This window comes from Algoriphagus namhaensis, from assembly GCF_042649705.1.
In the GTDB taxonomy this organism is placed as follows: Bacteria; Bacteroidota; Bacteroidia; order Cytophagales; family Cyclobacteriaceae; genus Algoriphagus; species Algoriphagus namhaensis.
The window spans coordinates 159,173-183,426 of sequence record NZ_JBHRZS010000003.1; the positions used below are offsets into that span (position 1 = coordinate 159,173).

Genomic DNA, 24,254 nt, shown 5'->3' on the forward strand with positions numbered 1-24,254 from the left:
GGGAATGTTCTGTATTGAGATCAAAGTTAACCATTATACTCAAATGGGATAAAAAAAACCCTTCGATGATTACAAATCGAAGGGTTATATTTTGTAAGTGGTATTCAGTATTAATTTTCGACCGCGATTACCTTGAACTCAGTACGTCGGTTGACTTGATGTTCTTCTTCAGTTTGTGCATTCTGAATGATCAGCTGGCGCTTACCATAGCCCTTGGCTACAAGGCGGTCTGCCGCAATTCCCTGTGATACAATGTAGTCCACCGCGGATTGAGCTCGTCTCTGAGTCAAATCATCGTTGTATGCATCCGTAGCTCGGGCATCAGCATGCGAACTTAATTCGATTCTGATGGTTGGATTATCCTTCAGGATCTGTACAAGTTTATCCAATTCGAGTGCTGCATCTGGTCTGATATCCGCCTTGTCCAGATCGTAATAGATGTTCTCTAAGACAATGGACTTGTCCAAGATTAATTGATCTAAGACAATGGTTGTGTCCAGAGTAATGTTGGTCACATCCTGTACCAAGGTCGAGGGATCTGGAGTTTTTCCATTAGTTGTATAAGGAACTGATTTCGAGAAATACCCGCTTTTGGAAGCGATGATCGTGTAGTTTTCATCCGGAGCGAGTGTAAATCTCACTCTTCCTGTTGAATTGGAGAAGTTGCCATCCATCTGCTTGTTTTGTCCGTCATATAGTACTACTCTGGCTTGTTCCAATACTGCATCAGGCTCCCCTGCAACACGCTGCTTGGTAAATACATTTAGCAGTACATTGACGATTTTTGGCTTAGGAGTTTTATCCTCAAAATAATAGATGTCATCATCTCCTACACCTCCATCACGATTCGAGGAAATGTACCCTTCTTTAGGGTATTCAGTGAAATAGATGCCAAAATCATCCTGATTGGAGTTAAAGTTTTCTCCTAAATTTCTGATGACTTGAGTTCCACTTTCATCCAGTTCAGCTACGAAAAGGTCTAATTTCCCGTGGCCAGGATGTCCATCTGAGGAAAAGAAAAATTTCCCATCCGCAGTAGGTCGAGGGAACATTTCATTTCCCGGGGTATTGATAGTGGGGCCAAGATTTTTTGCATTACCAAAGTCGCCATTGGCTAATTTGGTGGCTTTGTAAAGATCAAGACCTCCATATCCGCCTGGACGTGTAGAGGCGAAATATAATTCCTCTCCATCTGGGCTAAAAGCAGGAGTGGTGTTGTACCAAGTTTCATCTTCGTTTACAGGCATCCAAATTGGCTGAGTAAAACCCGAACCTCTAAAATAGGAGGCAAAAAGAGTTGTTTCAGGAAAATCTTTAGGGGAAGTTGAATTCCCTCTTGCATAGATTATCGTATTGCCATCAGGGCTAATAGCGATTGCTGCTTGATTCAATCCTTCTTCATTTCTAAACTCCGGAAGTGCTTGTACTCCACTTACATCCACTCGGAGACCTTCTGCCCTAGCCCTAAAAAGCTTGGTGTAAGGAGACCCATCAGCAGCATAGAGTCCAGAAGCTTGTCTTCCACTTGTGAAATAGATAAAATTTTCGCTGGTAATGGGAGCATAGTCAGCTCCTGCTGTATTGAGCTCTTGGTAGTTTACCAATTCATAGTTGGGAAAGTACTCCTCTATGCCTTCGGAGAGTTTGATCGCTTCAATTTGTCTTTGGGTCTCGGCCAAGAAAACCTCGTCTGAAGTATATCCCTTAGCGCTTTCAAAAGCCTCTTCGGCCTTTTCCAACTCCTCATTCGCCTTATAGCTTAAGCCTAAGCGATAGTAGGCTTCGAAACTCGGGTCCTGAGCCACTAACTGCTCATAGTATGGAGTCGATTTTTCGATCCGGTTAGAAAGTCTGTAGCTTTCCGCCACGATTTGATTAGCTTCTACATTGGCGGAGTCTTCAGCCAAAATTTGTCCAAAGGTATTGATCGCATATTGGTATTCCCCAGATAGAAATTGGTCATTTCCTTTCTCTTGAAGACTCTTGCACGAGCTGATTAGAACCAAAAAGAGGAATAGACTTCCTAAAAAATGATGTTTCATTTGAGGTGTATTGTTCAATGGGTGTTGAATATTACTAATTAATTTGGAAAGTATTTGTTTAACCAGCTTTCTGAAATCGGAATCCAAAGGCTTTCAAGTTCTTTTTTTGTTGAAATTCGAGGATTAATCACCAAATAGTCTGGTGAAATACGATTCTCCTGTAAAGAAGATTTCAGCCCCAAGGCTGGGAGCACGGTGATTTCCTGGTTTGGGTTTTTCACACTTACTTTTCCTTGGTCGATAAGATTAACGCCAATTTGTGCTTCGATTTCAGCTAGAATGCGTACCGAGCTATCAATTGAGCATCCGCTTGCCCCAAGTTGGCTTTCGTCTACGGCCAGCATCACCACCTGACTGTCCTTCACGGCAAAAGAAGTAGGCATGAGTGTTCCGTGTGTATTCCAGCTTTCGCAAAACTTCTGAAGCTTGTTTTCAATTAGTTCTATTTCCTCGTCCGAAAACTTTCTACTGGATTGATAAATCCAGATTCTAGCATTTTCGGGCATTTGATCAAATTCGAGATACATAGGTTGATTGTTTAGGCAAAGAAAAACCCTTTCTACCTAACGGCAAAAAGGGTCAAATTGATTCAATTCAATTATTTCATATTCCCATGTCCTTGGCTATCATCTCGGCAAGGTCATAAACCTGTACTTCAGCTTCTTTTTCTTTGTTCTTCACACCATCTGTCATCATGGTGAGGCAGAAAGGACAGCCTACTGCGATGGCATTGGCTCCAGTGGCCAAAGCCTCCTCAGTTCGTTCGATATTGATATCTTTTTTACCAGATTCCGGCTCCTTAAACATCTGCGCACCTCCGGCACCGCAGCAAAGGCCTTTGGTACGGCATCTTTTCATTTCTACTAGCTCCACATCCAGCGCCTTAATTACTTCCCGAGGGGCTTCGTACACGTCATTGGCACGACCGAGATAGCAGGAATCGTGGAAGGTTATTTTCTTTCCTTTAAACTCGCCACCACCTTTTAAGGCCACTTTGCCCTCATTGATGAGCTGCTGTAGAAACTGGGAGTGATGGATTACTTCGTAATTCCCACCCAGAGCTGGATATTCATTTTTGATGGTATTGAAGCAATGCGGGCAGGCAGTGACCACCTTTTTTACCTCATAGCCATTCATTACCTGGATGTTTGCTACGGCCTGCATCTGGAAAAGGAATTCATTTCCTGCTCTACGTGCTGGGTCTCCAGTACAAGCTTCTTCCGGTCCGAGCACCGCAAAACTTACACCCACTTTATTTAGAATTTTAACAAAAGCTTGAGTCACGGCCTTGTACCGATCGTCAAAAGATCCAGCACAACCCACCCAAAATAATACTTCAGGAGTTTCACCTTTTCCTGCCATTTCGGCCATTGTGGGTACTTTATAATTTTCTGCCATATTTTTTTCTTTCTGAATTTTCTTTTTTGCTACTCAAATTTCCTTAACCGACAACCGACAACCGACAACCTACAATTATTTCATTTCCTCATCTTTCACCGTCTCAGCCCAATTAAATCTATCCTGCGGGCTAAATTTCCAAGGGGAGAAGCTAGTTTCCATATTCTGGAACATCGCATTCCACTGAGGTGGAGTTCCGGATTCTTCCATGGCCACATATCTTCTCATGTTTAGGATAATCGAAAGTGGATCGATATTCACTGGACATGCTTCTACGCAGGCATTGCAGCTGGTGCAGGCATTGAGTTCTTCTTTTGTAATGTAATCACCCAAAAGTGACTTGCCATCTTCTAAGCCAGGTCCTCCGGCATCTATACTTTTTCCAACTTCCTCCGCCCGATCTCGTACGTCCATCATGATTTTTCGAGGGGAAAGTTTTTTGCCGGTCAGATTCGCGGGACATTCGCTAGTACATCTGCCACATTCCGTACAAGAGTAGGCGTTCATGACATTAACCCATGACAGGTCATTGATGTCTTTGGCTCCGAACCGTGGGATTTCGGTAGGCGCATCCGCTGGAGCTTCTGTAGGAATTCCCAGCATCATATTCACTTCATTGGTCACTTCAGGCATATTCACCATTTCGCCCTTAGGCTTGAGGTTGGAATACCAGGTGTTTGGGAAGGCAAGAAAAATATGCAAATGCTTGGAATAAGTCACATAGACAGCAAATGCTAGAATTCCTGCGATATGAAACCACCAAGCTCCACGCTCTAAAACTACAAGAGCACTATCACTCATACCACTGAAAAGTGGCTGCAATAGATTGCTAAAAAATAGTGTTCCCAATTTGATATAATGTTCATCACCTCGATCTGCCAGAATTTGGTCGGTGGCATTCATGGTCAGAATAGCCATCATGAGGATAATCTCGATCACGAGGATCAAATTGGCATCCATAGTTGGCCACCCTTTCATTTCTGGCTTTGTGAATCGCTCGACTTTGGCCACATTTCTACGCGTGAGGAAAACCACGCAGGCAAGCAGAACTGCCACAGCCAGGAATTCAAACATATTCATAGCGGCCGTATAAAGTCCACCCAAAAGTGGTGCAAAAACTCGATGCGTTCCCAAGAGGCCGTCAAGGATGAACTCAAGTACTTCTAAGTTGATCACCACAAAACCCACATAAATCAAAAGGTGTAGGAAGGCTGGCAAAAATCGTTTAAACATTTTTTGCTGCCCAAAAGCGACCAGAAGCATAGTTTTCCATCGGTTTTCAGGCTGGTCATTTCTGGTTTCTGCTTTCCCCAGGAAGATGTTCCTTTTTAGATATTTGATCCGCTTTGCCAAAATTACTCCGGCAACAGCCAAAATGATCACAAAGATTATTTGAGGTAAAAAGCTCATATAGATTGATTTAGCGTTTTATAGTAATGCTTACTTAATTTTTTTTTCTAAAATGATTTGCTTGAAAATCCCATTTACCTACCTTTGCATCACTTTACGGTGATGTAGCTCAGTTGGTAGAGCATCGGACTGAAAATCCGTGAGTCGGTGGTTCGAATCCACTCATCACCACCAGCCCCGGTCGATTTTTTCGATCGGGGTTTTTTTGTGTCTTTTCGAGTTGCGTTTTTTGGGTTCATCAAGCTTTTCAATTCTCCGGGCAAATTAATAAATAGTCGGCATGCATACTATTTTTCGATTAATTTAAATTCGTTCTAAAAATTTTCAATTCCTCCGATAAGTCGTTTACCCATACCGAGACAATACAAATTCCTAAATTGGAATGTTTTTAATTTTTTTTGAAGAAAGTGTAACATTCCTAAAACTCATGCATTACCCCCACAAATGAATTCATTTTTTGAAGCATATATCTGGCCTGAAAAGGGAAAGCTATACAGGCTAGTGTACTTCTGGGTAAAGGATCGCGCACTGGCTGAAGACCTGCTCCAAAATGTATTCGAAAAGTCTTTCCAACGAGAAGAGGAGCTTAAAAAGCATCCCAACCTCGGAGGCTGGCTGATGAAAAGTCTGAAAAATGAAGCACTCATGCACTTCAGGCAAGTAAAAAGATTGGATTCGATTGAAAATTTGGATGAAATAATTCAGGTCTCTGACGAATCCGAAAATAAAGATGATCAAGTGAATCATGTAATGAAACTCATGGCGAGCCTACCGACAAAGCAACAGGAAATTTTCCAACTCCGAGAGGTGGAGGGTCTAACCTATGAGGAGATCGCGAATTATTTAGACTTGTCTCAAGATCAGGTGAAGGTGAATTTACATCGGGCGAGAAAAAGTATCAGAGAAAGAATCTTAGGAAGCAAAGCATAAGATGGAAAATAGAATTAGAGAATTACTCCAAAAATATTGGGAAGCAGAAACTTCGCTGGACGAGGAGAGAGAGCTTCGAGAGTTGCTACAAAGCGCTGATGGATTTAAGGAGGAGAAAGCACTATTCCAAGGACTAGGTCAATGGTCTCAATTGGAGCCTAAACTGGAAAAGCCAGCGAAGACCAAAGTGAGAAGAATTACTCCCGTTTGGCTGAATTGGGCTGCTTCGCTTTTGATTCTGATCAGTACGGTTTGGATTTGGCAAAGCCGAGAACAGCAGAAAGCCGAAGAACAAGCCTATCAAGAGGTGATGATGGCGCTGTCTATGATCCAAACAAATCTCGCCAAGGGCAAAGAAAGCATGAAGGCGATGGATGATCTGAAGTACTTGAATACCACTCAGCAAATTTTCAAACAAGAAGATAATTAACGATAAGATAAGCGATGAGAAAGGCTTCTCACACAGTGAATGTCTCGATAACTATCGAGGGCAAGGCCCTCCTCCCAATATTTATCGGGATGACCATTGAAATTCAAAATTTAAACGTATGAAATCGAGCTTGACTAAAAAGTCACACACTGAGATGATTGTAATCGCTGCGAGATTCAATGTGCCCTTTAAAAATCAAAATATAAACAAATGAAACTATACCGACTACTATTTCTATTCCTTTTTGCTTTTGCCTTTCAGGCGAAGGCTCAAGACGATGCCATCCAGAAGTTCTTTTCCAATTATATGGAAGATGACCGATTTGCAAGAGTATATATTTCTCCAAAGATGATGCAGATGGCAGGAGGTTTCCTAAAGGCCAATGCCAACCCGGATGATCCCGAAAGTAAAGAGGTGGGATCCGTGATTTCCAAAATCAGAGGGATACGAATTCTTTCTTCGGATGAGGTGAATGGCTTGGAGTATTATACCAAAGCGATGGCTACCCTTACCAAAAACAAATACGAGGAACTCATGGATGTCCAAGACAAGGGGTCAAAACTTAAGTTTATGGTCAGAGAAGAGGGGGGATTAATCAAAGAACTCTTAATGATCTCTGGAGATAATGAAGGAGATTTTACCCTGCTATCTATGCTCGGTGATTTTACTTATGAAGACCTCAACCTCCTGGCTGAAACAACAGAAATACCGGGGATGGATCAATATCGAAAAGGGTCGAAATTACCTTAATGAAAATGAATCAATAACTTATAAAAACTAAACCAACACAAAAAATGAAAAAACTGATTTTAACACTCGCCATGATTGGAGCTGTAATGACGGCTCAAGCTCAAAGTAAAACCGTAGAAGCCGTGTATGAAAAGTACAAAGGCGAAGAAGATTTTTTCCACATGGAGCTTGCTGGAAATTTTATGAATTTTGCCGAAGGCTTCAAGATCGATCTCAATGAAGATGATATGGCTACGGTGGCCAAATCAATTGAGAAATTGAAATTTTTCACCTTGCCTGACAACGCGGATTCTAATAGAGCACAATACAAGGCTATGAAAAAGGGGCTTGATAAAGAGCGCTATGAGCTACTGATGGAAACCGAAGAGAAGAACAGCGGAATCGTCGTCTATTCCAAGGGGGGTAAGCGTATTTCTGATCTTGTCGTTTTGGTGAGTGATGACGAAGGCGATCTTATGGTGGTCGAATTGAAGGGTACCTTTGATCAAGAATTGGTTGCTAAGGCAACTTCGTATAAGGATAAAAATTGATTTAGCCTAGTTGAAACAAAAGCCGATGAAATGTTCATCGGCTTTTTTTATGTTCACTTTCCTACCCTCAAACCCCTCCAAAATGCCACATAGCCTTGAATCTCCCTTGCCGCAGGCTTGGTTTCGGGATAGGTCTAGGCCGCATGTGGATTTGATTCTCCATTCGATTGAAGTTTGATCGGATTTAGGCATTGCTTGGTTATTCTAAAAGTGGCTGATATACGTCTTTTGCCTCTAATAATTCGCCTAATATCATTATGATTCCAAGCAGTTCCATGCCAAACATACTGTGGTGAAAATTATTTTTTACAAAAATTAAAGAATTTGAAAATATAATATTGACTTAATTTCCAAATTTAATTTGGTAAAGGGTGAGAAAAACCAATTACTCCAAATTTCGGAACCGATTGCGAACAGAGATTATTATATTTTTAATAAAAAAGCATATTAATTATACATACGGCAACAAAAATATATTTTGATTACAAATTTGATAATTTAAGAATGCTCTAGTAAGTTTGTCATAACAATGGAGCAGGTGAGAACCTGTTTCATAAAAAACAACCTACTAAACCAATTAAAAAATGAAAAAACTAATGACAGTGCTTTTGACTGCAGGGATTGCAGTTGGGGCTTTTGCACAAGGATCTGAATCTGTGCAAATCAAAAAAATCGAAGCTGCCAAGGTAGCCGTAGCTGTAAATGCTGTTGCTACAGGAGCTGTGGTCGTAAAGATCAAAAATGTAGATGGTGACTTGATCCTTCGTGATCGAATCTCAAAGGCAGACAAATTCATCAAGACGTATGACCTTTCCCAAATCGAAAAGGGAAACTATCAAGTTGAGGTACTTGGTCAAAGTGGAACTCTCGCTCAGTCTTCTGTAGCCAATTTCGTGGCTGAAAAGCCTGAAATATTTGGTCGAGTATCCAAAATGGAAGACAACTCCTACAGACTCCTAGTGAGTGCTTTGGATTCTAAAGATGTGAAAGTACTTATCTATGACGGTGGGAAACTCATTCATACCGAAACGATAGACAATCCTCAAGGACTTCATAAAATCTATAAAGTGAAGCAAGCTTCAGCCGAAGGCGTAAGTTTCAAAGTAGAGACAGCTTCTGGATACGAAGGCTACATCACAGAAGAGTAAACTAAACCAACTGAGTAACGGAATCCCGTCAGCTTATCTGGCGGGATTTTTTTTGCTTAAAAAAGCCAAGACAGGGTAATCCGAGCAAAAACCTGATCACGAGCTGACTCATTTTCCTTGGTGCGATAGTAAATGCCATAGCCCATGCCGAAATGATTGTAATTCAGGATAAACTCACCAAATAATTCGCCGATATAATCTTTTGACTCAAAGCTTGGAGGAATCTCGGGAGAAATCAGATCCCCGTCGATCGTTCGATTGAAAAATACACGTTTAAGTTCTGCGCCAAATTGAAAAAACTGCTCCTGCCTACTTCTAGTACCCACCCTGCTTCCATTGATTTGGCTGTAGGCTAGGGGTTGGAATGTCCCGATTCTAAAGCTTGGTTTGATACTTAAGCTTTGCTCTAAATTCCCCAGCGCGGCGTTTGCTTCTCCTAGTATCTCAAAATTTCCATTCCCCCAGATACTTCGGATGACCGTGGACTCAAGATTGATGATGAAGGAATCTTCAATTTGATTCTCCCAGCCCATGGCACGTGGAAAATTGGCGAGATCATGATACCAATCGTGAAACTGACCCACACCGGATTTGGGCCCTATGATGCCTGTGAGCAGGCTCGCTTCATAAAACCAGTTTTGTTTTCTTTTTTGGAAACCAAACTTCAGGTAATTAAGACCTGCAAAGGGACGGTCGATCTCCGAGGGAGGAAGTTCGGCGGGGAGGTCAGGGGTAAGTATAAGATTTCCAAAACCCAGGCTATAACTCTTGCCATCTCCTAGATATTGATAGTAATCCAAAAAGTGTCCAGCAGAGTAATAGCGATCTTTGCGACCACTGATAAAGGCATCATTATCTAGCCGAATGATCAATTGGGATTTTCGTACTACCACCTGTTCATCATTACTTTGGGCTAGTACTCCTAGATACAGCAAGCATAATAAAAAGGAACCAATCAGTCTGCGCATGAAAACTACATCGAGGATTGAAGATAGGCATAAACACAAAAAATCCCTGCCTCGAACGTCCAAGCAGGGATTTTTTAAATAGGTCATGCTAGCTTATTTTGACCAGCTGGCTTTTCCACCTTTTGCGGAATCCACATTGATGGAGTAGTTATTTGCAGAAGAAACAATCCAGCGCACTTTGACCCCAGACATTCCAGGGATGTTTTCGACGGCGATTTTTTCTGGGGAGTGTTTCTGCTCCTTATATTTCTTCATATCCTCATCCTCTACCACAAAGCCTGCGACCACTTTGGCACCAGAGATGCTCACATAATCGGGCCGCTCGATCTTGTACTTTAGATCTTGGGACGCATGCGTAGGCATTAGGCGCTCATTGTAGATAGTTGCGACGATTTCCTTTAGTCCACCTCCAAGGTCAGTTTCCTTCACATCCATTACGGAAAGTTTTGGAGTGTGGTATGCATGGAAAATGGTAAAGGCAGAATTTCGATGGGCATCTTGCTCCAGTAGGAATCCAGGATGGGCTCTTCCAAAGTTTTTCTTAAACCCACCAATCTCTACAGTTCCAAATGTAGGGTGCTCAAATTCTTTCCAGTCCACGAATGCATCACCAAAAGTCAGGTATTTGTCCACCTTCAGTTGCTCGTCTTGATTACCTCGACCGGCGTTTTCATGGAAGTACAGATAGGAGGTCATCAACTCATTGGAATAGGTGAAAATCCCTCTGTTTCCATAAAACCAATCCAATTCGCCACCAAATACGGAGTACAAATCTTTGTAAACCACGATGTAACGATAGCCTGGAATCAGTTCTGCACCTTTATTTCCAATGGCATCATAGATCTGTATATCCTGTCGATTGTAGGTGCTGACATCTTCTTCGGCACCAGGGCCACGAAGGATCATACCCCCAGAATTGTGAAAACTTTGGGCTCCTGCGATATTAGGATGCTTCATCACAAATTCCATTACGGCCCGGTTTTCAGGAAGTGTAAATGGATAGCTCAAAGCACCACGCTGTACGTAGTCCGGTTGCCAGTTCCAGCCCCAGTCTCTATTAGGATCATAATAACCTACGCCATCTTCATTCACACGACCGTCTCCATCATTATCGAGACCTTCTTGACCGATGTATTCATATTCACCCATTTGATCCTGCTCCACTTGAATCAGTCTACGAGGATCTTGGGGGTCTTTGATAAATCGACCTGTTGGGGATTTGCGGATCATCATGGTGATGCTTCCATCGCCATTGAGATCATCCATCATATCTTCGCCTGCCAGACCATCCCCGTCATTATCCAAGATCATCATACCTGATCTGGGAGAACTAGCCGTGTTTGGCTCTAGAAAAAAGTCATTTCTGGCGTCTGGATTGATCGTAGGGGTGATGTAAAAGGTTTTGTCTGCCAGAAGCTCTTGAATGAATTCATTATCTGCAAACATTTCGGTCAAATACCAAGCGCTGTAAATTGAAAACTCAGCACCTTGGATTTCATTGGAGTGAATATTTCCATCGATCCACATGGCAGGCTTGTCTTCTGCTTTTCCTTTGGAAAAATCCGTCACCGTCAAGGTCCAAATATCCCGACCTTGGTAAGATTTACCTATGCTTTCAAGTTTGGTTAATTCAGGATGAGCTTTAGCGATTTTTTGAAGATTATCCACTAAGCCTTCGTAGGTATAGTAGCGATTGAATGCGATCTCCACTTTAGGATCGTGAGGGGTACCCACGGCTCTGAAGAATTTCTGCTGTGCCTCTGAAACAAAAGCACATGCACTCAAGCCAAGGGCTAAAACTAGTGTAGTTATTTTTTGAATATTCATGGCTTAGAGATTTATTTTTTCATTGATAAAACCGAGATGCGCAGCACCCACTTTGAGGTCTGCAGCTCCTTTGCCACGGACCACCCAGCTCATAGAAACCTTTTCATATGCTCCTAGCACATCAATCGTGCTGGTCGCATCTCCAGAGATCAATCGATCTTTGTCGATGCCCATATCCACTCTGATTTTTCGAAGCCAGCGAGATCGCTCACCCAGCTCTGAATGCGTTGGTAGGGGTGCATTATTGAATAAGTCCACGCTTACTCGACTCAAACCATTTCCAAGATCTTCCACTTTAAGGTTATGCAGTTCCAGTTTAGGCTGCATATCGGCTAGCGCCAAAATGAAATCAGTATGCTCGGTAGCAATTTTTTCCACTTGGTCAAAGGGAGGATTTGCCATGACAAATGGCTTGATTCCCCCCACTTCTACTTTCTTACCCGGGAAATCTGGATGGGTGATTGGCGTCCACGGGACAAATACATCATTCCAGCCTAAGGAATCAGCCCAGGCCAGGTAATTGGCCTCTGGACTTGATTTTCCTTTGCCCTCTGCATCTTTAAACTCTGGAGTCCAATATCCAGGTGTTCCAAAGCTCAAGCGACCAAAGTGAAAATAAGCCCACTGAAAAAAGTCCCCGTCGGTTCCTTGATTGTTTTGTCCATAGGCCTTTTGGGAAACTGTCTTTTTGTACTGATCAGAAACCATTTTATTGATCTTTTGATCCTCTTCAAGAATAGACGTGAGTACTCGCTTGCGGGCATTTCCAGCATTATAGCTCAAAGGCGAACTCAAATTATTTGCAGGGGAAAAGGTCACAAAGGCAAAAATATTCCACTGATCAAAAAGGAAATCCAGCATGGCTCGGGACTCTGGTTGAGAGACAGGGATGTCTCCAGCAAGCGGTTCGAATACCGGAAATTTGTAGGTCAGTGACTTATTGAAGGCAATTCCCTCAGTTAGGTCTTCAGCAAACTTGCCGTCTTGGTCATCATCTTTACTTTCCATGTAAATGGCATATTGACCCGATTGTCCAGCGGCGCGATCAGCCTTTACCATTACGCGATCATCTTCTTCGGAAATAATATAATCCCCGGTAGGGTCTTCTACTCTCATCCATGTGATGAGCCCGTCACCATTTAGGTCTGTATAGCCATTGTCGCCAGGGGTTCCATCTCGATCGTGGTCTAAGCTAGCAGCATTTCCTCTTCGCTCATATTTGAGACTTGCGTGATATTGCTTGTAAGCATCTGGAGACATGTTTGGGAAGACATAAAATGTAGTCTTGTCAAGAGCAGATTTGTTTTGGTCTATTAGACTTTCTGCAAACTGTAGCGCCAGTTCTACACTGAGGACATGAAAGCCTTCTACGCCTCCGACGACCGCAATTGCTGGTTTTTCATTTAGGTTACCGGTTCCGATTTTCAAGACCTGTATGTCTTCTCCGCCTGCTGTCTTAGTCAGGGTGATCAGCTCGGCTGAAGAATTGGATGCCACACTTTGCGCCCGTGATTTGATTTGTGTGAGTGTGGGGTAGTCTGATTGGGCCATACTCGACTGGGCGAGTAATAGGCCTCCCATCAGCAATCCACCTAGTAGTGATTTTTTCATAGAGATAAGCTTGTTCTATTTTGTATAAAATTGACTAAAAAAATGAGATTCTCTCAATCGGAATTCGTTTTCGAGCCAAAACAGGGATTGAGAGGGCTACCATCGGGATGAGTGGATTTCTGAGAAGAATTGGACAGCTGGAGTTTTTTTACGTATTTCAATGCGTAAGCCTTTAGTCCTATGTTTAAAAAAATTGCTCTGGCCTTTGCCTTCTCCCCGCGGATGGAGGCTCTTCTAGCTGAAACCAAAAAACTGGTGAAAACTTTTGATTCTGAGTTAATTCTGATTCACGTGGGAGTGCGATCGGAGGAACTCGACCAAAAGCTCAATGAGGCCATGAAGGCTTGTGGTTTGAATGAGCTAAAAACCACCCTCATATGGAAGGAAGGAAAGCCCGTAAAAATGATTCTAGAGGCCTGCAGAGAGAATGACGTGGACCTTCTTGTTACCGGAGCACTCAAGCGGGAAGGATTCCTCACCTATTACTTAGGATCTGTGGCAAGAAAAATCATACGAAAGTCACAATGCTCTGTAATGACCCTGATTGATCCTAAACTAGGCGGACATGACTTTTCAAAAGTGGTGATCAATGGCACCCAACTCACCATTACCCCTCAAGTGATCGAAAGGGGAATCAAGTTTTCCCAGCAAGTTCATGCAGATCAGGTTCATATTCTGAATGAAATAAAAATGTATGGGCTTCAAATGGGTACGGCAGGCGAGGATAGCGAAGAGGAGATTGCGCATACTCGTCGGCAGTTGGTTCAAAATGAAATGGACTATGTCCAGAATATATTAAATACTATTCCACATGATGATCTGAAGGTAAACATCAAAGTTACCGGTGGAAAATGGGCTATTGAACTCGCAAGATTTTGCGAAAAAATTGAGGCGGACATTTTAATCGTGGGGGATGGGCGAAGATTGAATTTCTTTGACCGTATTTTCCCCCATGACCTCGAGGAGCTTCTGAGTACCCTTCCTTGCAACCTTTTATTGATTAAAAAATAAGCTGGATGGAGACGCTTAATCATAAAGAGGTAATCAACTTACTCCTGCAGATTGCTGCCATGCTCATCATGGCGAGGGTTTTTGCGGAAATTGCGCGGAAATTCAAGCAGCCCGCCGTAGTAGGAGAGATCCTAGCAGGGATTATACTTGGGCCCACGATTCTGGGAAATTTCTTCCCTGGCGCTCAGGATTATCTTTTCGCGACAAATCCCATGTCCAATATCGCATTGGATGGGTTTGTGCAGATTTCTGTGGTTTTGTTGCTTTTTATCGCAGGTCTCGAAGTAGAGCTTCAGGTGGTTTGGAATCAGGGAAAAAATGCCCTTAAAATTGCCGTGGCTTCCATGACCCTACCCATTATCGCAGGATTTGTGGTGGCTTATGCTTTTCCGGAATTTTTGGGGGTGAATATTAACGACCGGGTGGTGGCATCCACCTTCTTTGGTCTGGCCATTTCTATTACGGCCTTAGCTGTTGTAGCGCGAATCTTGATGGATTTGGATCTATTTAAGACCAACACGGGCTTGCTGATAATTGCAGCTGCAATGATTGTGGATATTTTGGGATGGATTGTTTTTTCGGTGATTTTATCTCTTTCCGAATCGGGTCAAGAAGGACTAGGAGTATGGCCTACGATTGCACTGACTCTGGTCTTCACTTTCTTTATGCTGACCATAGGCAAGGGGTTGATTAATAAGACTTTGCCTTGGGTGAATAAAAAGCTGGCATGGCCGGGCGGCTTACTTTCTCTTTCTCTAGCAGTCTGTTTTTTAGCTGCTTCCTTTACGGAGTTTATTGGGATTCATGCCATTTTTGGAGCCTTTATCATTGGTGTAGCATTTGGGGATTCTGAATATCTCACGGAAAAGGCAAAGGAGATTTTACATCAGTTTATCAACAATATTTTTGCGCCTATTTTCTTCGTATCCATTGGACTTAAAGTCAATTTTATCGAAGCTTTCGATCCTGGAATCGTAGGGGTGGTCGTCATTGTGGGCTTCCTGACCAAATATTTCGGGGCGTATCTCGGGGGAAGGTTGGCTGGTATCAAGCGACAAGAATCCGTTGTGGTAGGCTTTGGAATGAGCACTCGTGGGAGTATGGATATTATTTTGGGTTTGATTGCTTTAGAAAATGGTCTGATCACCGATTCGCTATTTATTGGATTGGTGATTTTGGCTTTGCTATCGAGCATAAGCTCAGGCCCATTGATGGGTTGGGCTAGACAGCATAAGTTTTAAGTCTGGAGGAAACTAAGCCTCTTTTTGAAACAACCATCCGACTACTTTGAAATTGGAAGGTTAAGATTATTCCCTTCTTTTTCCACTCGATCTAACTTTCTCCCTTAATTTTGGGTTCTCTTATCCGAGACAAAAGAAAATACCAAAAACATGTCCAATACCGGAAAAATCGGCGTCTTGCTGGTTAACCTTGGAACTCCCGATAGTACTGCCACTGGCGATGTAAGAAAATACTTGCGAGAATTTCTAATGGATGGTCGAGTGATCGATTTTCCTGCGGTTCCCAGATGGATGCTGGTGAATTTGATCATTGCACCCTTTCGTTCACCAAAATCTGCGGCTGAGTATCGTAAACTCTGGACGGATCGAGGTTCTCCACTTCTTTTTCATACCGAGGACCTGCGAGACAAGCTGATCGAAAAGCTGGATCCCAAAAAATACGTCGTACAGATGGCTATGCGCTACCAAAACCCAAGTATTGAAAAGGGGCTTCAAGCGCTGAACAAAGAAAAAGTCCGAAAAATTATCGTATTGCCTTTGTTTCCCCAGTATGCCTCGGCTACTAATGGTTCGGTGATTGACCGGGTGATGGAGATTGCAAGAGGCTGGCAGATCATTCCGGAAATTTCCTTCATCAGTAATTTTGTAGAGCATCCTCTTTTCCTAAAAGCTTGGCAAGAACTAGGTGAGGACATGATGAAAAAGCAGGAGTACGATAAATACCTATTCTCTTATCATGGCTTACCAGAAAGACAAATCCGTAAAGGCTCTGTGGAGGGACATTGCAAACTTGGTTCCTGCTGTGAAGCCTATGGCAAATCCAACCAGTTTTGCTATCGGGCGCAGTGCTTTCACACCAGTAGATTGGTCGCCGAAAAGCTAGGACTCCCTAAGGAAAAGGTAGTCACTTGCTTCCAATCCCGTTTGGGAAATGACCCTTGGGTAAAGCCATATACTGAGGATATGATCAAGGAGCTTGCTGCAGAAGGAGTGAAGAAAGTGTTAGTCTTTTCTCCGGCATTTGTGGCGGATTGTCTTGAGACCACAGTGGAGGTGGGTGAGGAATACAAAGAGCAGTTTGAGGAATTGGGGGGAGAGCACTGGGATCTGGTACCTAGCCTTAACTCCAATGACACCTGGGTGGAATGTGTGAAGGACTTGGTAGAAAGTAGAGCCTAGCTGCTTGATGGAGTTCTTGAAAAATTAAGGTTTCCCTAAAATTGCTATTCAGGATAAACTTCCTGTAGGTGCAGTATTACTATTTAAGCCATTCGAATGAGGTTTTTTATACCTTAGCCAAAAGAACATACCATCGATTTGATCCTCCCCGTCGAATGATACTAAAGCCCAGCCTCTCTTGATTCACTCATCCAATCAGCAAGGGTTTCTGATTGCCGGGATTCTTTTGATTTCCATCAATCTTCGAACATCCATCTCATCCGTTGGTCCACTTGTTCCATTCATTCGGGAAGATCTGGGTTTGTCCAATGGACTTGCTGGTTTTTTGACCACCTTACCTTTACTCACCTTTGCTACGTTTTCACTTTTTGCCCCAGCAATCGGTAAAAAACTTGGGATTGGTCGTGCTATTTTTCTTGGGATGATCCTTTTGGCTGTAGGTGTGATCCTCCGAGTTTTGGGTGGCATTCCTCTTTTGCTTTTTGGTACAGCTCTGACTGGGGTAGGTATTGTTTTGGCCAATGTACTTCTGATTCCCCTAATCAAAATTAGACTGCCTCAAAAGCTGGGTTTGATGACCGCACTCTTGGCCACCATGATGTCACTTTTTGCTGCGGTTGCAGCTGGAGTATCGGTTCCTTTGGCTGTAGACTTAGATTTGGGTTGGCGAGGTGCCTTAGCTTTTTGGGTGGTGTTCATTGGGATCGCCATGTTCATCTGGATGCCTCAGCTTTGGAGGAAGAAAGTCACTGGTTCAGGTGAAGGTGCTCCCGCTAAAAATGTCTGGCGATCAAAACTTGGCTGGTATGTCACTCTTTTTATGGGGTGCCAGTCTGTGATGTATTTTACTTTGACTGCCTGGCTACCGGATATGTTGATCTCACGCGGCTGGAGTCCAGTGGAGGCTGGGGCGATATCTTCCATCATGCAGCTATTTGGTTTGGTGGGTTCCTATTTTGCGCCAGGGATTTTGATTCGTCAAAAGCAGCAGTCCACCTTCACTTTGGTCATCGGCTTGATTTACCTAATCGGTTTTATAGGGCTATTTAGTAGCATTGAGTGGATCACTTATGCCAGCTTGATTGGAATTGGGATTTGTATGGGCGCTAGCCTAAGTATTGGTTATGTTTTGATATCGCTACGCACCGCAGAGGATCAGACCACTTCAAAACTTTCGGCAATGGTTCAGTCCATAGGGTACTATTTAGCAGCGGCAGGGCCATTTCTTTTTGGGTTGAGTTTAGATTTTTTCGCTGATTGGGATTACCTCATTTACTTCATGTTGTTCTTCACGGTGCAGTTTATCTATTTTGGCACCTATGCGGGACGGGACTTGAAGATCTAGCTAATCTTTTTACGCTTCATTAAGATAAAGCGGTGTAATTTTGCATTTCAATAGATCCCATAGACATGCAAGATTTTCTACTCTCAATTGGTGTTTCTGAGCAGATGTTCAACTATCTGATCATGCCCTTACTTATTTTTCTAGCGCGCGTGGGTGATGTGTCCATCAATACCCTTCGCATCATGTTTATGATGAATGGGAAAAAGACCATTGTACCCATTTTAGGATTTATGGAGTCCATGATTTGGCTTTTGGCCATAGGCCAAATCTTTCAGAATATAGATAATCCCATGTCCTATGTAGCCTATGCAGGTGGTTTTGGAATGGGGACTTATGTTGGAATGTATTTCGAAGAGAAATTAGCGCTGGGCCGTGTGCTGGTTCGGGTGATTAGTCCAAATGAGCTTCCCGAGCTGATGGATTATATGAATAGCAAAGATCATCGATTTACTAAAGTAGGGGCTGAGGGGCGCTATGGTAAAGTACAATTGACTTTTACCGTGATGAAAAGAGAGGCCCTTCCTGATTTTATTGCAAGGCTAAAAAGTCTTGACGAGAAAGCCTTTTATACCATAGAAAGTGTCAAGAGAGTGTCTGAGGACGATTTGAACGTGATGGATGATAAGCCTAGATTTAATCTAAGTTTTCTGAGCCGAGCGAGAAACTAATGGCAAATTCCTGGTTTCAGTTTAAGCAATTCAAGATCAATCAAGATCGCTGTGCGATGAAAATCAGCACAGATGCGGTGATGCTGGGGGCTTTGGTGGAAGGCCAAGATGCCGTTCAGGTTCTGGAAATAGGAGCGGGTACTGGGGTGATTTCTTTGATGCTAGCGCAAAGGTTGCCCATGGCAAAAATTCAAGCCGTAGAGATAGACCCAGATGCAGCGTCTCAGTGCTCCGAAAATTTTGATGAAAGTCCATTCAGTGCGCGGTTAATGGTTCATCAAGTCGCCATTCAAGATTTTGACTCTCAGACGACATTTGATTTAATAGTGAGTAACCCTCCCTATTTTCCGGATCACTTGAAGCCCCAAGATGCTATCAGACAGCAAGCCTTACATACAGATTCACTCTCATTTTTTGAGCTTGCAAAATCGGTAGTTGGGAATCTTAGCGAATCAGGGGATTTTTGGCTTATCCTTCCTTCAAGGCAAATGGAAGATTTTGAAAAAATAGCATCAGAATTGGGACTTAAGGCTTGGAAAAAGATATTTCTTGCTGATCGACCCGGAAAGCAAGTATATCGGGAAATTGTAGCTTTTTCCCTTTCTAATAAAGCCTACAAAACAGAAAAAATTGAATTAAAATCTGAGAAGGGTGTGTATACGAACGCTTACCAAGAGTTACTCGCGGAATTTTTCCTTGATTTTTAACAAAAAAACGATCAAAAAGTAGCTGGAAGGGCGAATTTCAAAATCTAATTACCTAGGCTTGCATCACTACTTGAATTATCTATTTTTGGGCTTTATTATTTAACTGGACTAAACCACATGAGACGAATCATTGTCTTAGTATCCCTAGTTTTTCTCGGATTTTTGCAGGCATGCGAAGAAGAGGACCCAGAGACTACCATTCTGATCACCGAAGAAGTTTTGCTGACGAGTGGAGAGCAAGCCCGGCTTTTGGGACGATTGATTACCAACCAGGCCATTAATCCTCAAGATCACGGCTTCTATCTTTCATTGGATGCTAATTTTTCCTCACCAATCATTGTCTCCTTGGGCCCCAAGGAAGGTCCTGGCCGATTTATCGGAGAGGTAACTGGGCTGAATATAGGACAGACCTATTTTGCTAGAGCATTTATGGATCTGGGTAATGGGCCTGAGTTTGGGAATACCATAGAATTGACTACTCTCATTCCTGGAATTGATAGCTATACACCTGGATTTGGCGAACCAGGAGATGAAGTTTTCATTCTAGGGAAAAATTTCACAAGTGATACTCGAGTTTTCTTTGGTGACCAAGAAGCCGAAGTGGCAGAAATCCTCTTCGAATCTAGACTTAGGGTCATTGTACCTAGTGCGGGTAATTCATCATCCGTGGAGATCAGAGTCCAGTCTCAAGATCAGGTATTGACCTTCCCCATAGCTTTTGAATACCAGACAGGAAGCTATACGAAGCTTGCCAATTTCCCTGATGAAGGTGTTCGACTCATTGACAATATTTACCACTACAAAAATGGAGTTTTTCAAATCGGTTTAGGTTCGGATCGAAATCTGCGATTTTATGAAAAAATCCAGCAATATGATCCTAATACGAACCTGTGGCAGGAGGTGAATTTCTCAGGGAGTAATAGAGCGTTTGGCTTTTCTACCCCAAATTACATTGGTGGGGGTATCGCTGTTCTTTCTCGAGAGCCATTCACCTACAATCGTTCATTTTGGAGAAATACTCCTTCCGGATTTGTAAGGTTGGGTGATCTTCCGTTCGACAGCTATGATCAAATTGCCGTAGAATTAAACGGTGTCCTTTACTTGATAGGCGGAGGACCCCAACAAGGAAATGCAGTTTGGAGATATAATTCAGCTAATGATACTTGGGAGTCCATTGGTGTCTCACCTGAGCCATTGAGTCGTCGAAACGTTAGCTTCGTTTATCAAAATCAACTATTTGTAATTGGAAATAGTGGCACATTGTTGCGTGTAGGCTCGTCTATGACTGATTGGCAAGCGATCAGTACATTCCCTGGTTCTTTGGGACAAGGCTTTGGTTTTGGAGAAGTCATAGGTATCAAAGCCTATATCGGCGGCTATAGTCGAAGCTCGGAAATCTGGGAATTGAATTTGCAAAATCTGAACTGGGTTTCAAAGAATCCAATACCCGGAACAGCCCAAGGAATCACAGCCGGAAGTTTTGCTAAGGATGGCTTCCTATATTTTATGCGACAGCCAGACTTAAATTTAACAGGTTCTTTTCCTTTGGAAATGTATCGATTTGATCCCAACGGCCTTTAAAAATTTTATATGAAAAGATTTCTATTTATCATTTTCGTTCTTTTCGTTCAGTCGGTTTGGGCACAAACGGAAGTGAAGCGCGAAGTGGTTGGCCGAGATATTGGCCAGCTTAAGGGAATTAAGATTTCTGCCAGGGTGATTGATGAGATCACCGGAGAGGCACTCGTCGGAGCGACGGTTACCATTCCAGAGACCAATGAGGTTCTGGTTTCAGACAACAATGGAGGATTTGAACTCACTCTTGAGAGAGCAGAATACAATCTCCTGTTCCGATTTGTGGGATATGAGACAGTTTCGTATCCTATCACAGCGGTTGGGGAAGGACGGATTTTGGTGAAAATGATTCAGGAGGACTTCCAACTTGAGGATGTAGTGATCTTTGGTCGTGATCCAGATAAAAATATCCGATCAACGGATATGGGTGCTGTGACCTTGAGTATGAATACCTTAAAAGAACTTCCTCCATTTTTGGGGGAGGTGGATATTATTCAGTCTATGGCTACCCTTCCCGGTGTGACCCAAGTGGGGGAAGCATCAGCTGGACTGAACGTTCGAGGAGGAGGTGCAGACCAAAACTTGATCCAATTTGCCGGGGCACCGGTTTATAACCCTACTCACTTATTTGGGCTGTTTACTTCTTTTAATCCTGATATGGTAAATGAAGTGACGCTCTACAAATCTGTGATTCCAGCGAGATTTGGAGGTAGGGCATCCTCAATTTTGGATATTACCCCAAAGGCGGGAAGTGTCGACAAGTGGGGAGCGGATTTGATGCTAAGTAATTACTCGGGAAAAATATCGGTAAATGGTCCGGTGGTCAAAGACAAGGTATCCATTCGTGGAGGTATTAGAGGATCTTATATCAACTGGTTTCTAAACTCATTGAGCAATCCAGACTTGAAAAATTCACAGGCTTCATTTTATGATGCCAATGTGGTCTTGAGTGCTCCTGTATCAGAAAATAATGAGTTTACTTATAGCTTTTATACCAGTTATGATGACTTCGGGTTTGCATCTGATACCACAGTATCTTGGAGAAATACCTCACATTCGCTTCAGTGGAAAAGTAAGCTGACGAGTAAACTCAGTATGGAGGCTTTGGGTTACTATACCATTTATGATTATAGTATTTTCAATCAGGCAGGAGGTCCAAGCGATTTTGATATTCTCTCTGGAATAGATGATATCGGAGGAAAACTTTTCTTTCAGTACTCCTTTTCAGAAAGCAATCGGATCACTGTAGGAGGTGAGTACAAGCAGGTAAAAATCCAACCAGGAGAATTGATTCCAACCAATGAGCAAGAGTCAGGAATTCTTCCTCAAAAGGTTCAGGATGAATTAGGCACTGAAGCAGGAATTCACTTTCAGCATGAGTTTGAATTAGGAGAAAAGGTAGGGGTAACCTATGGGCTTCGATATGATACCTATCAGTATTTGGGACCTAGAACAGTGCGTGAATATGCCGAAAATCAGCCCTTGACTGAGGGAAGTGCAATTGGAGAGACGACATATGGAGACGGTGATCAGATTACTACTTATGATGGTCTAGGACCAAGAGTTTCCCTCAGGTATTCATTTAATAAATCGACTTCAGTAAAAGCTGGATACAATAAAATGTATCAGTTTATCCATCTGATTTCTAATACAGCCACTATCGCACCTACAGATGTATGGAAGTTGAGTGATACATTCATTGAGCCACAAATTGTGGATCAGTACTCATTGGGTTTCTACAAAAACCTCAAAGGGAATATTTTTGAAACATCAGTGGAGGTGTATTACAAAGACATCCAAAACGTAGTAGAATATAAGGATGGGGCCAATTTGATTCTTCAAAATCACATCGAAACTGAGTTGGTGCCTGCCTTGGGGAGAGCCTATGGTGTTGAATTGTATGTGAAGAAAAATCTGGGAAGATTAACGGGCTGGGTGGCATACACCTATTCACGATCTCTTCGCCGTGTCATCACGCCATATGAAGAGGAGATCATCAATGACGGTGAATGGTTTGCCTCCAATTTTGATAAGCCACATGTATTGACCTTAATAGGAAATTATAAAGTCAGCACAAATACATCGATCTCTGCCACTTTCGGATACAGTACGGGTAGACCTGTCACTTTCCCGGAGGCCAAGTTCGACTTCTCGGGTAATTCCTTAGCTTATTTTAATAATAGAAATGAGCAACGAATACCAGATTTTCACCGGTTAGACCTTTCTGCGAACTTCAAGTTGAAAGGTCAAGGCAGATTCTTTGACGGGGATTGGACGTTTGCGGTACTCAATGTTTATGGCAGAAAAAATCCTTTCTCTTTGTTCTTTGTGGATGAGGCAGGTCAGCCACCTCAGGCCCTTCGTTTAGCCATTTTGGGTGTACCGCTTCCAAGTATTAGCTATGCTTTAAGATTTTAAAGGATGAGAAGACTATTATTCTTTCTTTTGTTTTTACCTATGGCCTGCATTGATCCTTATGTGGTCGAAGTGGAGCAAGGTGAGCAATTGCTCACCGTGGAGGGTACAATCACTACGGCGCCTGGACCTCATGTGGTCAAACTTACCAGAGGTGACACTTATGGAAGCGTATTCCAAGGCTTGGTGCGACCTGTGCGACAGGCTACTGTGATCGTGAGAGATGATTTGGGAAATGTGACCTTCCTTCGGGAAAGCTCAGAACAATCAGGGGATTATTTAACTCCTGCCGGTTTTGTGGCACAAGTGGGGAGATCCTACACTCTTCAGATCCAATTGGCAACTGGTGAGGTATACACCTCTCTTCCAGAACGTGTGGAGACCGTTCCTGAGATTCAAAATTTGGATTATCAAGTGGTAAGAATCCCAGTTGAAGGAGAAATCAACGATCGCTCAGGCGTACAGTTGCTGGTAGAGGTGAATGATCCTTCGGATCAAAATAATTTCTATTTCTGGCGTACAGGCGTTTCCACCTTTATACTGAAGACTAGGCCTGATTTGTTTACACCAAGACCATCAGATGTCAACCCTAGCAGAGACCCTCAGCCCAAGGATTGTTGTGATACCTGTTTTCAGAGCGAAGCCATAAGTAACCAAGGGATATTTATTGCCACTGATGATACCTTTAATGGACTTTCTACTAGAATTCCGGCGGGCTTTATCGAAGACGATGGAATTCGATTTGTTGAGACCCATCGAGCACAGATCAGCCAGATTAGTATTTCGGCAGAGGCTTATAGATTTTTAAGACTGGTGAAGCAGCAGACAGAGATCAGTGGGTCTGTTTTTGATCCGCCTCCCGCAAATATTAGAGGAAATATGATCAGTCTGGATAATCCTAATGAAGTAGTCTTAGGATATTTTATGGCCGGTGCTGAGGCCAGAAGTGAGATTTACATCAATTCTACCGAATTAGAATTTCAGCAGCCGGTTTCCATAATCCCTGACGATTGTAGGGTACTTCCCAATACAAGTGTTGATCCACCGGTTGACTGGAATCCTTAATTGG

Annotated in this window: 21 protein-coding genes and 1 tRNA gene; 15 read left to right on the forward strand and 7 right to left on the reverse strand. The window is 42.9% G+C overall.

The window, feature by feature from the left end; translation table 11 throughout:
- Positions 1–110: 110 nt before the first annotated feature.
- From ACFOSV_RS02350 to ACFOSV_RS02365, 4 genes are all read right to left on the reverse strand, one after another.
- Positions 111–2,042 (reverse strand): OmpA family protein, encoded by a 1,932-nt coding sequence (locus tag ACFOSV_RS02350; RefSeq protein ID WP_377903005.1) that lies wholly within the window; start codon positions 2,040–2,042, stop codon positions 111–113.
- Between the two features lie 38 nt (positions 2,043–2,080).
- A complete protein-coding gene (locus tag ACFOSV_RS02355) occupies positions 2,081–2,569 on the reverse strand; it encodes a hypothetical protein (RefSeq protein ID WP_377903007.1) in 489 nt (162 codons plus the stop codon).
- A gap of 76 nt (positions 2,570–2,645) precedes the next feature.
- The gene (locus ACFOSV_RS02360; protein WP_377903009.1) at positions 2,646–3,440 is read right to left on the reverse strand and encodes a (Fe-S)-binding protein; all 795 of its coding nucleotides are present in this window, start codon (positions 3,438–3,440) and stop codon (positions 2,646–2,648) included.
- 75 nt (positions 3,441–3,515) lie between these two features.
- The gene (locus ACFOSV_RS02365; RefSeq protein WP_377903011.1) at positions 3,516–4,850 is read right to left on the reverse strand and encodes a 4Fe-4S dicluster domain-containing protein; all 1,335 of its coding nucleotides are present in this window, start codon (positions 4,848–4,850) and stop codon (positions 3,516–3,518) included.
- Between the two features lie 98 nt (positions 4,851–4,948).
- Between ACFOSV_RS02365 and ACFOSV_RS02370 the strand changes: the two genes are divergently transcribed.
- From ACFOSV_RS02370 to ACFOSV_RS02395, 6 genes are all read left to right on the forward strand, one after another.
- Positions 4,949–5,024: transfer RNA gene (locus tag ACFOSV_RS02370), tRNA-Phe, on the forward strand.
- A gap of 270 nt (positions 5,025–5,294) precedes the next feature.
- The gene (locus tag ACFOSV_RS02375) at positions 5,295–5,780 is read left to right on the forward strand and encodes an RNA polymerase sigma factor (protein ID WP_377903013.1); all 486 of its coding nucleotides are present in this window, start codon (positions 5,295–5,297) and stop codon (positions 5,778–5,780) included.
- 1 nt (position 5,781) lies between these two features.
- The gene (locus tag ACFOSV_RS02380) at positions 5,782–6,210 is read left to right on the forward strand and encodes a hypothetical protein (protein WP_377903015.1); all 429 of its coding nucleotides are present in this window, start codon (positions 5,782–5,784) and stop codon (positions 6,208–6,210) included.
- A 210-nt stretch (positions 6,211–6,420) separates the two neighbouring features.
- On the forward strand, positions 6,421–6,960 hold the full coding sequence (locus ACFOSV_RS02385) for a DUF4252 domain-containing protein (protein WP_377903017.1): 540 nt from the start codon (positions 6,421–6,423) through the stop codon (positions 6,958–6,960).
- A gap of 44 nt (positions 6,961–7,004) precedes the next feature.
- Positions 7,005–7,490 (forward strand): DUF4252 domain-containing protein, encoded by a 486-nt coding sequence (locus ACFOSV_RS02390; RefSeq protein WP_377903019.1) that lies wholly within the window; start codon positions 7,005–7,007, stop codon positions 7,488–7,490.
- Between the two features lie 584 nt (positions 7,491–8,074).
- Positions 8,075–8,638: a hypothetical protein gene (locus tag ACFOSV_RS02395; RefSeq protein WP_377903020.1), complete on the forward strand. Its 564-nt coding sequence runs from the start codon at positions 8,075–8,077 to the stop codon at positions 8,636–8,638.
- A gap of 56 nt (positions 8,639–8,694) precedes the next feature.
- On the opposite strand, the gene ACFOSV_RS02400 is transcribed toward ACFOSV_RS02395, so the two are convergent.
- The 3 genes from ACFOSV_RS02400 to ACFOSV_RS02410 all read right to left on the reverse strand — a co-directional run bounded on the left by ACFOSV_RS02400 (position 8,695) and on the right by ACFOSV_RS02410 (position 13,044).
- Complete coding sequence (locus ACFOSV_RS02400; protein ID WP_377903021.1) at positions 8,695–9,606, reverse strand: lipid A-modifier LpxR family protein; 912 nt, start codon at positions 9,604–9,606, stop codon at positions 8,695–8,697.
- A 93-nt stretch (positions 9,607–9,699) separates the two neighbouring features.
- Positions 9,700–11,433: a M14 family metallopeptidase gene (locus tag ACFOSV_RS02405; RefSeq protein ID WP_377903022.1), complete on the reverse strand. Its 1,734-nt coding sequence runs from the start codon at positions 11,431–11,433 to the stop codon at positions 9,700–9,702.
- Between the two features lie 3 nt (positions 11,434–11,436).
- The gene (locus ACFOSV_RS02410; protein WP_377903023.1) at positions 11,437–13,044 is read right to left on the reverse strand and encodes a M14 family metallopeptidase; all 1,608 of its coding nucleotides are present in this window, start codon (positions 13,042–13,044) and stop codon (positions 11,437–11,439) included.
- Positions 13,045–13,224: 180 nt separating this feature from the next.
- Here ACFOSV_RS02410 and ACFOSV_RS02415 point away from each other — a divergent pair, with 180 nt between their 5' ends.
- From ACFOSV_RS02415 to ACFOSV_RS02455, 9 genes are all read left to right on the forward strand, one after another.
- Complete coding sequence (locus tag ACFOSV_RS02415; protein WP_377903024.1) at positions 13,225–14,055, forward strand: universal stress protein; 831 nt, start codon at positions 13,225–13,227, stop codon at positions 14,053–14,055.
- A 5-nt stretch (positions 14,056–14,060) separates the two neighbouring features.
- Positions 14,061–15,296 carry a cation:proton antiporter gene (locus ACFOSV_RS02420; protein WP_377903025.1) on the forward strand — a complete coding sequence of 412 codons (1,236 nt, stop codon included), beginning with the start codon at positions 14,061–14,063 and terminating at the stop codon, positions 15,294–15,296.
- Positions 15,297–15,446: 150 nt separating this feature from the next.
- Complete coding sequence (gene hemH / locus ACFOSV_RS02425; RefSeq protein ID WP_377903026.1) at positions 15,447–16,475, forward strand: ferrochelatase; 1,029 nt, start codon at positions 15,447–15,449, stop codon at positions 16,473–16,475.
- Between the two features lie 178 nt (positions 16,476–16,653).
- Positions 16,654–17,820, forward strand: a complete 1,167-nt coding sequence (locus ACFOSV_RS02430; RefSeq protein ID WP_377903027.1) for a CynX/NimT family MFS transporter — start codon at positions 16,654–16,656, stop codon at positions 17,818–17,820.
- A 65-nt stretch (positions 17,821–17,885) separates the two neighbouring features.
- Positions 17,886–18,488 carry a DUF2179 domain-containing protein gene (locus ACFOSV_RS02435; RefSeq protein WP_377903029.1) on the forward strand — a complete coding sequence of 201 codons (603 nt, stop codon included), beginning with the start codon at positions 17,886–17,888 and terminating at the stop codon, positions 18,486–18,488.
- Positions 18,488–19,195 carry a tRNA1(Val) (adenine(37)-N6)-methyltransferase gene (locus tag ACFOSV_RS02440; RefSeq protein WP_377903031.1) on the forward strand — a complete coding sequence of 236 codons (708 nt, stop codon included), beginning with the start codon at positions 18,488–18,490 and terminating at the stop codon, positions 19,193–19,195. The genes ACFOSV_RS02435 and ACFOSV_RS02440 overlap by 1 nt, the downstream gene beginning before the upstream one ends.
- Positions 19,196–19,312: 117 nt before the next feature.
- Complete coding sequence (locus tag ACFOSV_RS02445) at positions 19,313–20,776, forward strand: IPT/TIG domain-containing protein (protein ID WP_377903033.1); 1,464 nt, start codon at positions 19,313–19,315, stop codon at positions 20,774–20,776.
- Between the two features lie 9 nt (positions 20,777–20,785).
- Entirely contained in the window at positions 20,786–23,188 is a 2,403-nt protein-coding gene (locus tag ACFOSV_RS02450) for a TonB-dependent receptor (RefSeq protein WP_377903035.1), read from the forward strand.
- Positions 23,189–23,191: 3 nt separating this feature from the next.
- A complete protein-coding gene (locus ACFOSV_RS02455) occupies positions 23,192–24,250 on the forward strand; it encodes a DUF4249 domain-containing protein (protein ID WP_377903037.1) in 1,059 nt (352 codons plus the stop codon).
- Positions 24,251–24,254: the final 4 nt, after the last annotated feature.